Source organism: Lactobacillus helveticus, assembly GCF_046109915.1.
Classification (GTDB): Bacteria; Bacillota; Bacilli; order Lactobacillales; family Lactobacillaceae; genus Lactobacillus; species Lactobacillus helveticus.
On record NZ_CP151471.1, the window covers coordinates 840,080 to 854,142 of the forward strand.

Consider the following 14,063-nt stretch of genomic DNA (forward strand, 5'->3'; position numbering starts at 1 on the left):
TAGTTTGAATCCATTTTTAATTAATGAATTATGAAATTTCACTTTAAGGGGATTGTGTTATGAAAGTAGTTAAGTTTGGTGGCAGCTCTTTAGCTGATGGACAAAATGTTGAACAAGCATTAAATATAGTTTTGAGCGATCCTGAAAGACGCGCAATCGTAGTTTCCGCACCAGGAAAAAGAAGCGATGACGATATCAAAATCACGGATCTTTTAATCAAATATGCGGATATGACGCTTAAGAGCGAAGATACGAATGAGATCGTTCAAAATATTTTTATGCGTTATCAAGAAATTGGTCATTATTTCGGCTTATCAGATCAAGAACTCAAGGTTATCAAGGATATTCTGTTAGCTTTGCCTAATCAGACCTACCCTAACTCCAGCTATTTAATGGCTGCTTTTAAGGCTCATGGTGAGCGCCTTAACGCACGTTTAATTGCTATGATATTACAACACCAAGGCGTTAAAAGTCGCTTTCTTGATCCAACAGAATCTGGTTTAATCGTTACTGGTCAACCTAATGATGCGCTCGTTAATCCAGAAAGCTATTTAAATCTTGATCAAATAAAAATTGCAACAGGTGAACGCATTATTTTCCCTGGCTTCTTTGGCATCACGCCATCAGGCAATATTGCTACATTCTCACGTGGCGGATCCGACATTACCGGAGCAATTTTAGCTCGCGGCTTTCATGCTGATATGTACGAAAACTTTACCGACGTCAATGGAATTTTTGCAGCTAATCCGCATATCGTAGATAATCCGCAATCCATTAAAAAAATGACTTATCGCGAAATGCGGGAACTATCTTATGCTGGCTTTTCCGTTTTCCACGATGAAGCTTTGATCCCAGCTATCCAAGGTCAAATTCCTATCAATGTTAAAAATACACATGAGCCTGACCAACCTGGCACTATTATTGTTCCAGAAAAAGATTTTGTACCAGATAACATCATTACAGGTGTAACTAGTCAAAAACACTTTTCAGCTCTTTATTTGCATAAATATTTATTAAACAAAGAAGCTGGTTTTACACTGCGTATCCTGCAAATCTTGTACAAGCACAATGTTCCTTATGAACACATGCCTTCTGGTATTGATGATATTACAATTATTTTTAACAATGACTTTTTAAATGATCAGTTGATCGATCAAATTTGTAATGAAATTCAAGCCACCATCAATCCAGATCAGCTTGAGTGGATTGACGATTACGCAATCATCATGGTCGTTGGTGAAGGGATGAAAAAATATCATGTCGTAAGTCGTCAAATCTTAGATTCTTTAGGTGATCATGATATTTCACCTCGCATGATCAACCAAGGTGCATCCCAAATTTCAATGATGATTGGAACTAAAAAAGAAAAAGCAGACGAAGCAGTTAAGATTATCTATCATCAATTTTTTGCAAAGGAAGAAAATCATGGTTAATTTATTAAAAGTACACGGCTCACAAAATCACTTTTTTATTCTTGATCAAACTGAATTAAAGCAAAAATTGTCTGACGAGGAATTAAAGAAGCTAACTATTAAACTTACAAATCCAAAGACCGGACTCCTTGGCGGTGCAGACGGTGTCTTAGTAGTCAATGATCCTGTCAGAGAAAATGCTTTAGCTCAAATGCGTGTTATTAACGCCGATGGCAGTGAAGCTTCTATGTGTGGCAACGGTCTTAGAACTGTCGCTCGTTATTTAAGCGAAAAGTACCAAAAAACTAATTTCTTGGTTGATACGATGAATGCGAGTCTCCGTGTCAGAAAAGACGATGACTTCGCATCAAACGTTCCTGCTTTTGCCGTTGAAATCTCGCCTGTTCATTTCAACAAAGAGGCTTTACCATTCGATAATTTAGGACATGATCGATTAATAGACGACTTTGCTCCCGAACTTTATCAAGGTTTGCGTTTTTCTTCCATTGCCGTACCCAATCCTCATTTAATTAGTTTCGTTAATCAAAGACAAATCACTGGACCTATTTTAGGAATTATTGGCAAACGACTCAACGATAAAAATCCTTATTTTACTGATGGCGTTAATGTTAATTTTGCCCAAATTTTAGATAAAAATCGTTTATTTGTAAGGACTTATGAACGCGGCGTCGGCTTTACCAATGCCTGTGGTACTGGAATGTCTGCTACTTCATTAGCGTTTTGTTTAACCAAACCGGAGATAGCAGAATTTGATACGCCAATTAACGTGTATAATCCTGGTGGCATGGTTAAAACTATTGTCCATTATGAAAACAATAATTATTGGATTGAACTTATTGGAAATGCCACATTTACTCATCAAATTTCTATTGATGAAGAAGATTTAAGAAATAGTAACTTTGCTACTGCACAAATTACTGAGACTAATGAGCAAAATGCTTATGAAAGATTTGTCGATAATTTACATAAATTCAACGACATTACAACTTTAGCGTAATCAAAAAGACCTGCTTTTTTGAAGCAAGTCTTTTTTGTTTTTAATCTAAATCAGTTAAACCATGTTTTTTCTTCGAAGTACGATAAAAGATATAGGCTATTAAACCAAAGAATATTGGGCCAAATCCAGTCCAGAAGGCTGTTGCATATCTATGTTCCAAAATTGGTTGTAGAACCGTAAATATGATTCCTGTGCAGACAATTATTTCTACAAACACAACTAACGCTACTGTCCATTTATAATTCGTAAATACCCTAAATTTACGTGGATAATCTTTCTTTAAGAAGAATGGAAACGCACCGATCAAGAAGATATACGGTGCTGTGGCTGCAACATTCCCCATATCAGTCAAAATCTGATAAAAGCTTGTTGCTGCACTACCGCCAAATGAAACTACTGCAATCAATAAGCAAACGAAAACAGTTTGGGCCCACATTGCATTGGCAGGGATGCCGTGCTTGTTTAATTTAGTAGCAGCCTTAGGCCAAAGTCGTGGATCAGACCCCATAATAAAGGACTTAACAGGTGAATACAGCAAAACGAAGAAAGCACCCATCATTCCCATCAATCCTGATAATGCGATCGCTCTCGTAAAGATTTTGCCAATCATTAAGCTGGTTTGAGGATCTAAATTAAGCGCAGACCCAAAAGCCTTACCTAAAGTACCATAAACCACATAAGTAATATTACCTGTATTGGCTCCAGTTTGAACAATATCTTTTTGATAATTAACTGAAAAACCGGTCATAAAGATCATTAAGACATAAGAGATAATAGTAAATAAACTACCGATAATTAAGCCCTTAGGGAAGTCCTTTTCTGGGTGCTTCATACTATCGATAACCCCACCAACAGTTTCCATACCACCATATGCAAATACCGCATAGACAACAAAGGAAATAATGGTTATTGGCGTTTGGAAATCTTTATTAGGTGAAATAATAAAACTCTGCCAACCAGTGATTGGTTGAGCCAATTGTCCATGATTCATAATAATAACTAGTAAACTAGATAGAATAAAAATCAAGTTCATGCCAATCATAAACCAACCACCAATTGAGGACATGATCTTAATTCCGGTCATCCCTCTTGATGATAAGTATGTAGATACAATCATGAATAAGATAGCCAGCACACCTATTAATGGAGTTCCGCGCAAGCCAAATAAATCCCAGCTTTGCGTTATATCTTTACCAAAAATTAGCGCTGAGATCGAAATCCAAAGCCTTGAGGCGCTAGATACTAGCCATAATACCCAGTTGGCCAGCCATACAAAAGTCCCGATAAAGGCCCATTTTTCACCAATAGAGCCAGCAAGCCAAGAATAAATCCCACCTTTAGCATCATGAAAGGCTGAACCGTATTCTGCCATCATTAATCCAGCTGGAAAGAAAAAACATATTCCGGCTAAAATAAACCAAATAATTCCGGCATAAGTCATTTGCCGATATGAAACTGAGACATTACCAAAACCATAAACCGTAGTAATAATCATCAAAACCAGGCTTAGTGTAGTTAATGTCTTTTTCTGCGTTTTATTATCATCCAAGATAAAGCCTCTACTTTCTTTACTACACTTTCAATTTTAGCACCCTTTCTTTTAAGCAAATTTATTCTAATAAGAATCTCATAAGAAAAAGCTGCTAACCTAAGTTAACAGCTTTCTTGCTTTTTATTTACTAATCTTTTCTTCAATCCAGTTACCTAATTCTGCAACATGTAATTTAGTTACAGAACTAAATGTCAAAACCGTTACATGATCATAATTAAGATCTATGTTCTTTTTCAAACGGGACATTACTTTATTTACTTGGCTCTTTTTTATTTTATCGATCTTCGTACATACAACTAAAATAGGCAAATTCAGATATTGAGCATAATTATACATTGCAATATCATCTTTAGTTGGTTCATGACGAGAATCAATTAAAATTACTAAACCCTTTAAGTTAGGTCTTGTTTCCAAATAATCTTGGATCATTTCACCAAATTCTTGGCGTTTCTTTTGTGAAACTCTAGCATAGCCATATCCCGGTACATCTACAAGATAAAACTCATCGTTTATTAGATAGAAATTTAAAGTTTGTGTTTTACCAGGCTGTGAAGAGGTTCTAGCCAGGTTTTTTCTGTTAAGTATAGTATTAATCAAGCTTGACTTTCCCACGTTTGAACGGCCTGATAATGCAATCTCAGGCAAATTATCCTTGGGATACTGATCTTCTCTAACTGCACTGACAGCATAATTACTACTTTTAATTATCATTCGCGCCTACCCGTGCTTTACTACTTTCTTTTTTATCCTTTTTACGAATAACTTTAGGTTCAGCATGACGTGTGATTACATCTTTAGTTACTTCGACAGCTTCAATATCTTTTTCACTTGGAGTCTTGTACATGATATCCATAATTGAGTTTTCAATTATAGTTCTTAAACCACGAGCACCCATGTTTCTTTGAATTGCCAAGTCAGCAATTGCCTTAAGTGCACCATCAGTAAATTTAAGATCAACGCCATCAAGTGAAAGCAACTTCTTGTATTGCTTAACTAAAGCATTCTTTGGTTCGGTTAATACTCTAACCAAATCTTCGCTACTGAGTTTATCTAAAGTTGTGATAATTGGAATTCTACCGATAAATTCAGGTATCATCCCAAACTTAACTAAATCTGCTGTAGTCAAATGACGAGTCCAATCATCTGCGTCAATTTTATCAACTTCATTTTCGGCGCCAAAGCCAATTGTCTTCTTGCCTAATCTATTCTTAACGATCTGTTCAATACCATCGAAGGCACCACCAACAATAAATAAGATATTTGTGGTATCCATCTTGATCATTTCTTGTTGTGGATGCTTACGACCACCTTGAGGTGGAACTGAAGCAATAGTACCTTCCAAAATCTTCAATAATGATTGTTGTACGCCTTCACCTGAAACATCACGAGTAATTGAAACATTCTCAGATTTCTTAGAAATTTTATCAATTTCATCGATATAAATAATGCCGCGTTGAGCACGTTCCAAATCGTAATCTGCATTTTGCAATAATTTGAGCAAGATGTTTTCTACATCTTCACCAACATAACCAGCTTCAGTTAATGTAGTTGCATCGGCAATTGCAAAAGGTACATTTAAGATTCTAGCTAAAGTTTGAGCTAAATAAGTCTTACCTGATCCAGTAGGTCCAATCATTGCAATGTTAGATTTTTGTAATTCTGTAGAAGAATCAACGTCCATCTGACTAATTCGCTTGTAGTGATTATAAACAGCAACAGACAATACTTTTTTAGCACGATTTTGGCCAATTACGTATTGATCAAGCTGTTTCTTAATTTCCATTGGTTTTGGTAATTCACTTGCAGTCTTAACAGAATCTGCACGCAGTTCATCATCAATTATTTTCTTAGATAAGTCAACGCATTCGTTGCAAATATAAACGCCATTGCCGGCGATCATCTTTTTGACTTGGTCTTGAGTTTTACCACAAAAAGAACATTTAATCTCTTCTTGATCTGTAAACTGATTTGCCATTATATTTCCTCCCTATACCTACCAAAATAGATTATCATAAATTATCATATTTTGATAAATATTAAACTTATATATCAAAAAAAGCGGCCTAAAGCCGCTTTTTAATGAGAAATCAGTAATAATTTTTTATTACTTGTTTTCCTTCTTGTCTTCTGCTTCTTTTGCTTCAAACTTTGCCTTAGCAACTTGCTTAGCATTATCAGTAACAAGATCCATAGCCTTACGTACAGTGATGTCGTGACTTAACATATCATCTGATAAGGTGTTACGTATAGTCTTTTCATCCATGTTGTATTCAGCAGCAAGGTCCTTGATTTCCTTATCAATTTCTTCCTTAGTTGCCTTAAGACCCTCTTTTTCAACAATAGCTTCAAGAACTAAGTTAGTCTTAACTCTTTCAGCAGCGTTCTTAGCAAATTGTGAACGTAATTGTTGTTCATTAGTGTTAGTCAACTTGTAGTAAGTTTGTGGATCGATACCTTGACGTTGCATGTTACCTAAGTATTGGTTCAATTGAGTATCAACGTCGTCTTGAATCATTGCATCAGGAATTTCGTCAACAGTAGCGTTCTTTACTGCACCTTCAATAGCTGCTTCTTGAATAGCATCGTTTGCAGCTTGTTCCTTTTGATCCTTCAATTGATTCTTGATCTTGTCTTTTAATTCATCAAGAGTATCTACTGAATCGTCAACATCCTTAGCAAACTCATCGTCTAACTTAGGAAGTTGCTTTGACTTAACTTCGTGAATCTTAGTTGCAAAGTGTGCTTCTTTACCAGCTAAATCCTTTGCACCGTAATCCTTAGGGAAGGTTACAACAACATCAACATCGTCACCTGCTTCGTGACCAATAAGTTGGTCTTCAAAGCCAGGAATGAATGCACCTGAACCTAATTCAAGTGAGTAGTTTTCAGCTGAGCCACCTTCAAATTCCTTACCATCAATAGTACCCTTGTAATCAATGGTTACAGTGTCGCCCTTAGCTGACTTACCCTTCTTAAGTACAAGTTCAGCATTTTGTTCACGACGCTTGTCAAGTTCAGCATCAACGTCTTTTTGGTATACACGAGTATTTTGCTTTGGAACTTCAATACCCTTGTAGTCGCCTAACTTAACTTCTGGTTCTACAGTAACAGTAGCCTTCATAGTCCAGTCCTTGTCTTTATCCATTGATACTGGAACAATTTGAGGTTGACCAACTGCAGCAATACCTGCTTCCTTAACAGCAGCAGAATATGCATTTGGCAATACAATGTTTAAAGCATCTTCATATAATGATTCTTCACCATAGTATTGATCAAAGATAACACGAGAAACGTGACCTTTTCTAAAACCAGGAACACGTAAGTTTTTCTTAACTCTTCTAAAAGCTTGATCCAAACCTAATTTAATTTCATCTTTTGAAATATCAAAAGTAAGTTCACCGGTTGTTTTACCGGTCTTTTTCCATTTTACAGACATTAATAAAATACCTCCAATGTCAAGTTTGAGTTTGCTTCTTGCATACTAAGTTATCTTACCTTAAACTGGCACAAAAAACAAATCTAAAAGAAAAAAGATGCGCTCCTGTGAAGAAGTGCATCTTTTTTGCTATATCGTTAGAAATTAGTCAAGGATTTCAGTAACCTGACCGGCACCAACGGTACGACCACCTTCACGGATGGTGAACTTAGTACCCTTTTCGATGGCAGCTGGCTTAATCAAAGTAACAGTGAATTCAGTGTTATCACCAGGCATAACCATTTCAGTACCTTCTGGCAATTCAATTTCACCAGTAATATCAGTGGTGTGGAAGTAGAATTGTGGACGGTAGTCTGAGAAGAATGGAGTGTGACGTCCACCTTCTTCTTTCTTCAAGACATAAACTTGAGCCTTGAATTCCTTGTGGGTTTGGATTGAGCCTGGAGCAGCCAATACTTGACCACGAACAACTTGGTCACGGTCAATACCACGAAGCAATACACCAACGTTATCGCCGGCTTCACCTAAGTCCAAAGTCTTGTGGAACATTTCCAAACCAGTAACAACTGACTTAAGAACCTTGTCTACCAAACCAACGATTTCAACTTCATCGCCGACCTTAACAGTACCACGGTCGATACGACCTGAAGCAACAGTACCACGACCAGTGATAGTGAATACGTCTTCAACTGGCATTAAGAATGGCTTGTCAGTTTGACGTTCTGGAGTTGGGATGTATTCATCAACGATGTCCATTAACTTAAGAATTTGTTCTTGAGCTTCCTTGTCGCCTTGTAAAGCCTTCAAAGCTGAACCACGAACAACTGGAATATCGTCACCAGGGTAATCGTATTCAGTTAACAAGTCACGAACTTCCATTTCAACCAAGTCGATCAACTCTGGGTCGTCAACTAAATCGCACTTGTTCAAGAATACTACGATGTAGTTAACACCAACTTGACGAGCAAGCAAAATGTGTTCACGAGTTTGTGGCATAGGACCATCAGTTGCAGCAACAACTAAGATGGCCCCATCCATTTGTGCAGCACCGGTAATCATGTTCTTGATGTAGTCGGCGTGGCCTGGAGCGTCCATGTGAGCGTAGTGACGATTTTCAGTTTCGTATTCTACGTGGGCGGTGTTAATAGTGATACCACGTTCCTTTTCTTCTGGTGCAGCATCGATTTGTGAGTAATCTTCAGCCTTAGCCAAACCCTTTTCAGCTAAAACAGTAGTAATAGCCGCAGTTAAAGTGGTCTTACCGTGGTCAACGTGACCGATAGTACCAATGTTTACGTGTGGCTTAGTTCTAACGTAATGTTCTTTTTCTGCCATTAAAATGACCCTCCTGTAAATTTGCAAGAAGTCCGTTGAGATAAGTTAACGGATAATTCTCTGTTGAATATTGTACTACTTTCTTCGGCAATTGCCTAGTAAAAAAGCTTAAGCTAATTTGCCTAACGAAAATATCCTTTGCTAATTATACTAAATACTTTGAAAATGTAAACCTTTTTTACCTATTTTTTAATTTGTAAGTTTCTGATAAATTCTTTCAAATAATTTTTGATGAGTTCTACCATCTTTTTGTTGCAAATAAGCTACCAAATCACTGGCAAAACTATCAGGTTCATCTACATAATTATTCAACTTGGGATACAAACTGCCCAACACTAAGTTGGTTTCACCTATCATTAAAGGCAATTGACTGGGGTTATGACTAAATTTTGCTCCAATAGCTGAAATTATTTCTCTATATTTAGGATCCTTTTCTAAAAGCAACGTATCTGCAGGTACAAACTCAGTTAAATCATCTATAACCCATACTTTAAATTTATCTTTTAGCTTCAATCTAATAAGATCCTCGCAAAGTGATAAACGTACGGCAAAATCAGAAACTGGTTCTAATAAAATACTTTGAGCAAAAGTTGTAAAATTAATTAAATTTAATTTATGCAAACTTTCATAATCCATTTGGTTAACCTGCTTTTTTGCTTTAAAAGATTGCATAATTTGTTTTTGCTTTTCTTCAGAAACTGGCTGCACTTTAAAAGGCAGTTCTAATCCTGTAATTTCTTTTAACTGCAAAGCTTCTATTAAGAAGTTATTTTCTTTTAAAACTTTACAATACATGCGATATACTTGCTTATCAGAAAAAAGATCAGGCTCTTCTTTAATTAAAGCATAGGCCTGATCTTCTTGTTTATTTGCACAATAGAGATCACATAGCTTCAAGATCACATCTAATGAATGCTCTCCCCGCAATGCTTCTTCTAAATTTTGAATTGCTGCAGCAAGATCTCCCTTGTGCTTATTTTCTTCAGCAAGTTTCAATAAATTCTTTTGACTTACTGATGTCATAATTAATCTTTCTTTTCTTTATTATTTCTGGTTTTATTATTTGACGAATGCGTCTTATTGTTTTCCTGTTTTTTCTCATTGCGCTTTTGCATTGCACGATGACGATTTTGATTTACTTCCATTACAACTGGCAAAATAACTGGGCGCCGATTTGTCTTCTTATATAAGAATTTTTCCAAATCGCTACGAATATCTTGCTTTAATTCTGTCCAGTCAAACTTCTTGTGTTCGAAATTGCTGTTAATCGCCTTTTTGATTACCTCAATTGAATCATTCATCAATTGTTTATTAGCTTTAATGTAAACAAATCCGCGACTAGTTACCTTAGGTTCTGCAATAATCTTTTTCTTCTTGCGATCAATCGTAACTACAGCAATGAAAATACCATCATCGGAAAGCACTTCACGGTCACGCAAAACAATATTGCCCACATCACCAACGCCTGAGCCATCGATCATTGTGTCTTCACCAGGAACAGGATCAGATAAGTAGAAACTCTTCTTCTTAAAGTCGTAATCTAAGCAATCACCGTTTTTAGTAATGTAAATATTCTTAGGACTCATTCCAGTCTTGATAGCCAAACTGCGAACAATTTCTAACAATCTATATTCACCAATAACTGGGATCAAAAACTTAGGCTTTAAAGTATCGATCAATAATTGAATATCACGACCGGTTGCGTGACCACTAGTATGTATGTTGCGACCTAACTGAATAACGGTTCCGCCTGCTTTATAAACTAAGTCACTAGTCTCAGCCACCATAGTTTCAACTGCATGAGATGGAGTGGTAGCAATAAAGACTAAATCACCATCATGAATAGTAATCATGCTGTGACGCTTTTTAGCCATCTTTTGCAAAGAGTTAAGTGGTTCGCCCATTCGGCCAGTCTCCAAAATAACCGTTTGATTATCGGGCACTGTCTTTAAATCTTTAACTCTCATCAAAAGGCCATCTGGAACGTCTAAATAGCCTAATTTCATTGAAGTTCTAACGATTTTAGCCAAATCACGACCAGTTAAGAGCACTCTCTTGCCAGTAGCTTTTGCTGCATTCAAAACTTCTTGTACACGATTCAAATTAGAAGCCTTAGCTGCAACAATAATTCGACCTGTTGCATTCCTAAAGACATTAGTTACAAAGTTACCAATATCTTGTTCTGAAGCATTAGGATATGAAGCTTCGGCATTTGAAGAATCACTTAAAAGAGCAAGAACTCCTTTTTGTTCGATTTCTGCCAAACGATCCATATCAGTACGATAGTTATCAGCAGCTGTTGGATCGAATTTGAAATCACCAGTATAAACAATTTCACCTGCTGGAGTATGTACATCGATTCCCAATGAATCAGGAATTGAGTGTGTAGTATGGAAGAATGAGATACTTGCATTCTTAAAATCGATTTCAGTATCTGCATCAATCACATGGAACAAACTGTTCTTGCGGTGCTTGTTTTCGCGTTGAACCTCAATCTTAGCAAGTTCAATACTTAATTGAGAACCAAAAACTGGAATATCATACTTACTCAAAATATATGGTAATGCACCAATTGAATCAGCATGCCCATGCGTCAAAAAGATTCCTGCTACTCGATCACCATATTGTTCAAAGAAATCAAGGTCAGGAATTACTACATCGATACCAAATAAAGAACTATCAGGATACTTCAATCCGGCATCAAGGACAAAAATTTCATCATTAACTTGAACGGCGAACATGTCTTTACCTTGTTCACGCACACCACTCAAGATCATAATCTTTAGTTGATTAGCCATTATATTTCCTTTTCTATATTAAAATTTTTAATTTTTTATGGATCTAAAAGATCACAACGTAAAAATATCTGTTTCAATTTTAGCATAAAGAAAGAAAATATGACAGATGCAAAAAAGCCAGCCCCACGGGCTGGCTTATTATTGCTAATTAAAAAATTAACGACGAAGACCTAACTTCTTGATCAATTCACGGTAACGGTTGATGTCGTTGTTTTCTAAGTAACGAAGCAAGTTACGACGGTGACCAATCTTCTTAAGCAAACCAACGTATGAGTGGTGGTCGTGCTTGTGACTCTTCATGTGGTCAGTCAAGTTGTTGATGTCTGCAGTTAAAAGAGCAACTTGAACTTCAACAGAACCAGTGTCACCTTCATGAGTTGCGTATTCTTTAATAATGTTATCTTTTTCAGTCTTTGAAATTGCCATAAAAATTTCACCTTTCATAAATTAAATTGCCATTAACAACGTTTATCGTCGGTGTGAGCGGGTAAACAGCGTTAACGGTTCACTCGAACTATATTACACAATATTTTTTAAAAAAGCAAGCTCAAATTATCTTGGTAAGTGTCAATGTTTTTGCGGTAACCTAAAAACCATTAGTCTGACCTTAATTTCTTAATAATTTATGCGGTTTAGCATCCGATTGAATTTGCTTAAATAGCTGCTTCCAGCCGTTTGCGTTGTTAAAGCTCCGCGCTGTATGCCTAAATGACTTTCATGTCGCTTCTTTAGGCTATCACGGGCTGCCGCTTTTAATTCTTGCTCAGTTATTGCATTTATTTCTGAGCCTGCAAACTCGCTGCTTAGCCAATATTCCAGTTCATTGTTTTTGATGCAAGTCAGCACACGCAGAATCCCTTCGGCGCCATCCTCTGACCAGTATTTTCCTTGTCCTTTAACCCGATAGGTATACTTGCGGTGATTGCTTTCGCAGCAGCCTATTGCTTTAATTACTGGCAAATTGCGCATCTTAAACGGCTCAATATCAGCCCAGTGCCGATGAAGATAGCCGCGCAGACGCCTTAGGTTTTCATGATTTTCTGGCGTATTCAGTTCGTCAATCAGATTGCTTTCAATTGTATCTAAAATCACATCAGTCAAGCGACGATCGTACTTAAACTCAACTGCACTAATTAATTTGCCTTGCATAGCCGGCATAAAGCCCAGACGATCTTTAATCTTTTTATTCAAATGAAAGACATCCAAGAAGTGTTCGTGCTGCTTGCAGCGACCGACTATTTCATCAAAATCTTTTTTGGCATAGCCAGCGCCGCCATCGGCATTACTGATGATCAAAGTATCGCTTAAGTCATAGGTATTAGCTAAATAAGCTTTGATTTCTTGCAAGGCATTCAAGCGGCTTAAAGAAACGAACTCTTTGGCTTGAACTCTCTTTCTGCGCGTCTTGCTCACATTAATAATATCTTCACAGACTTGATAGCGGTGAAACTCCAGCCGCTTTTTGGTCCCTTTAATTACAACGCCATCGCCTTCAAGATAAAGCACTGGTACTTTTTTCTTTTGGGTAATGCCATCGTACCTTTCTTCAGACTGTTGCTGTGCCTTGATTTGCTTGCCCGCTTGAACAATCAGCTTACCAACTTGACTATGACTAATGTTAAAGCTAGACAGGGTATTAACAGCTAAGGCAGTATTGCGGTAAGTTGATACAGCACTAACCTGCAAAATATTTTTAACTGCTAAAACACTATAGCGCTTATACTTGTCATAGCCCATCAATTGATCCAACGGGTATTTTGCCTTCCTGCCTGGACAGACATATCTTCTGCGCCAGTAACTGATTTCGCCAAAAACTGTCACCACTGAACGCTTATTTTTCTTTTCAATCTGATAGCCTTGCTTTTTAGTTTCATCAACTAAACCAACATCAACTTCCTCTAGTGCCAGCTTCATCAACTCTCCAATCAGATCAAAGAAATAGCACATTAATGCCTTTTCACGGGCAAGAACATTATTTTCAGACTTAATAATTTTCACGATATCAGTTATAATAGATTCCATAAAAGACCAGCTTCTAATGTGTTTTTTTGGTTAACATCAGACTACTGGTCTTTTTGTTTTAGCTCAAGTCCAAATTCAACGGACTTGAGCTTTTTTTAATCCTTTATTCAGCTTACCGCAAAAAATTATACACTTAGTTATCTTGCATCCCAAGTAGTTCTTAAGTATAATGGATGGAGTAAATTTCTAAATCATTGGAGGTGAATTTCATGCCACAAATCAAATCAGCTATCAAACGTGTTAAGACGCAAAATGCTACTAACAAACGCAACGCTTCTGAATTGAGCAAGTTAAGAACTGCTGTTAAGAAGTTCAAGAACGCTGTTGAAAGTGATAGTAAAGAAGACGTCTCCAAATTGCATTTAGAAGCTGTTCGCGCTTTGGACAAGGCTGCTTCAAAGGGCTTAATCCACAAGAACAAGGCTGCTCGTGACAAGAGTCGTTTAACTAAATTAGCAAACAAGTAATTTTACTTATTACTAATCAAAAA

At 36.8% G+C, this 14,063-nt stretch carries 12 protein-coding genes; 3 read left to right on the top strand and 9 right to left on the bottom strand.

Annotation, left to right across the window (positions count from 1 at the left end; all coding sequences use genetic code 11):
- The first annotated feature begins 59 nt into the window (after window positions 1-59).
- Together AADV52_RS04320 and dapF are read left to right on the top strand one after the other, a co-directional pair.
- The gene (locus AADV52_RS04320) at window positions 60-1,433 is read left to right on the top strand and encodes an aspartate kinase (protein ID WP_014918998.1); all 1,374 of its coding nucleotides are present in this window, start codon (window positions 60-62) and stop codon (window positions 1,431-1,433) included.
- Window positions 1,426-2,430: a diaminopimelate epimerase gene (dapF, locus tag AADV52_RS04325; protein WP_014918999.1), complete on the top strand. Its 1,005-nt coding sequence runs from the start codon at window positions 1,426-1,428 to the stop codon at window positions 2,428-2,430. The genes AADV52_RS04320 and dapF overlap by 8 nt, the downstream gene beginning before the upstream one ends.
- A gap of 40 nt (window positions 2,431-2,470) precedes the next feature.
- On the opposite strand, the gene yjeM is transcribed toward dapF, so the two are convergent.
- From yjeM to AADV52_RS04370, 9 genes are all read right to left on the bottom strand, one after another.
- On the bottom strand, window positions 2,471-3,979 hold the full coding sequence (gene yjeM / locus AADV52_RS04330; RefSeq protein WP_014919000.1) for a glutamate/gamma-aminobutyrate family transporter YjeM: 1,509 nt from the start codon (window positions 3,977-3,979) through the stop codon (window positions 2,471-2,473).
- A gap of 123 nt (window positions 3,980-4,102) precedes the next feature.
- Window positions 4,103-4,693 carry a ribosome biogenesis GTP-binding protein YihA/YsxC gene (gene yihA, locus AADV52_RS04335; RefSeq protein WP_014919001.1) on the bottom strand — a complete coding sequence of 197 codons (591 nt, stop codon included), beginning with the start codon at window positions 4,691-4,693 and terminating at the stop codon, window positions 4,103-4,105.
- Window positions 4,683-5,957, bottom strand: a complete 1,275-nt coding sequence (gene clpX, locus AADV52_RS04340) for an ATP-dependent Clp protease ATP-binding subunit ClpX (RefSeq protein ID WP_014919002.1) — start codon at window positions 5,955-5,957, stop codon at window positions 4,683-4,685. Before clpX ends, yihA begins: the two co-directional genes overlap by 11 nt.
- Before the next feature lie 129 nt (window positions 5,958-6,086).
- Window positions 6,087-7,418 carry a trigger factor gene (gene tig / locus AADV52_RS04345; protein ID WP_014919003.1) on the bottom strand — a complete coding sequence of 444 codons (1,332 nt, stop codon included), beginning with the start codon at window positions 7,416-7,418 and terminating at the stop codon, window positions 6,087-6,089.
- 144 nt (window positions 7,419-7,562) lie between these two features.
- Window positions 7,563-8,753: an elongation factor Tu gene (gene tuf / locus AADV52_RS04350; protein ID WP_014919004.1), complete on the bottom strand. Its 1,191-nt coding sequence runs from the start codon at window positions 8,751-8,753 to the stop codon at window positions 7,563-7,565.
- Between the two features lie 189 nt (window positions 8,754-8,942).
- Window positions 8,943-9,776 carry a tetratricopeptide repeat protein gene (locus tag AADV52_RS04355; RefSeq protein WP_014919005.1) on the bottom strand — a complete coding sequence of 278 codons (834 nt, stop codon included), beginning with the start codon at window positions 9,774-9,776 and terminating at the stop codon, window positions 8,943-8,945.
- Between the two features lie 2 nt (window positions 9,777-9,778).
- Window positions 9,779-11,551, bottom strand: coding sequence for a ribonuclease J (locus tag AADV52_RS04360; RefSeq protein WP_014919006.1), 1,773 nt, complete (start codon window positions 11,549-11,551; stop codon window positions 9,779-9,781).
- A 156-nt stretch (window positions 11,552-11,707) separates the two neighbouring features.
- On the bottom strand, window positions 11,708-11,977 hold the full coding sequence (gene rpsO, locus AADV52_RS04365) for a 30S ribosomal protein S15 (protein WP_003628079.1): 270 nt from the start codon (window positions 11,975-11,977) through the stop codon (window positions 11,708-11,710).
- 189 nt (window positions 11,978-12,166) lie between these two features.
- On the bottom strand, window positions 12,167-13,573 hold the full coding sequence (locus AADV52_RS04370; RefSeq protein WP_126096175.1) for an ISLre2 family transposase: 1,407 nt from the start codon (window positions 13,571-13,573) through the stop codon (window positions 12,167-12,169).
- A 209-nt stretch (window positions 13,574-13,782) separates the two neighbouring features.
- Here AADV52_RS04370 and rpsT point away from each other — a divergent pair, with 209 nt between their 5' ends.
- Window positions 13,783-14,040 carry a 30S ribosomal protein S20 gene (rpsT, locus tag AADV52_RS04375; protein ID WP_014919008.1) on the top strand — a complete coding sequence of 86 codons (258 nt, stop codon included), beginning with the start codon at window positions 13,783-13,785 and terminating at the stop codon, window positions 14,038-14,040.
- Window positions 14,041-14,063: the final 23 nt, after the last annotated feature.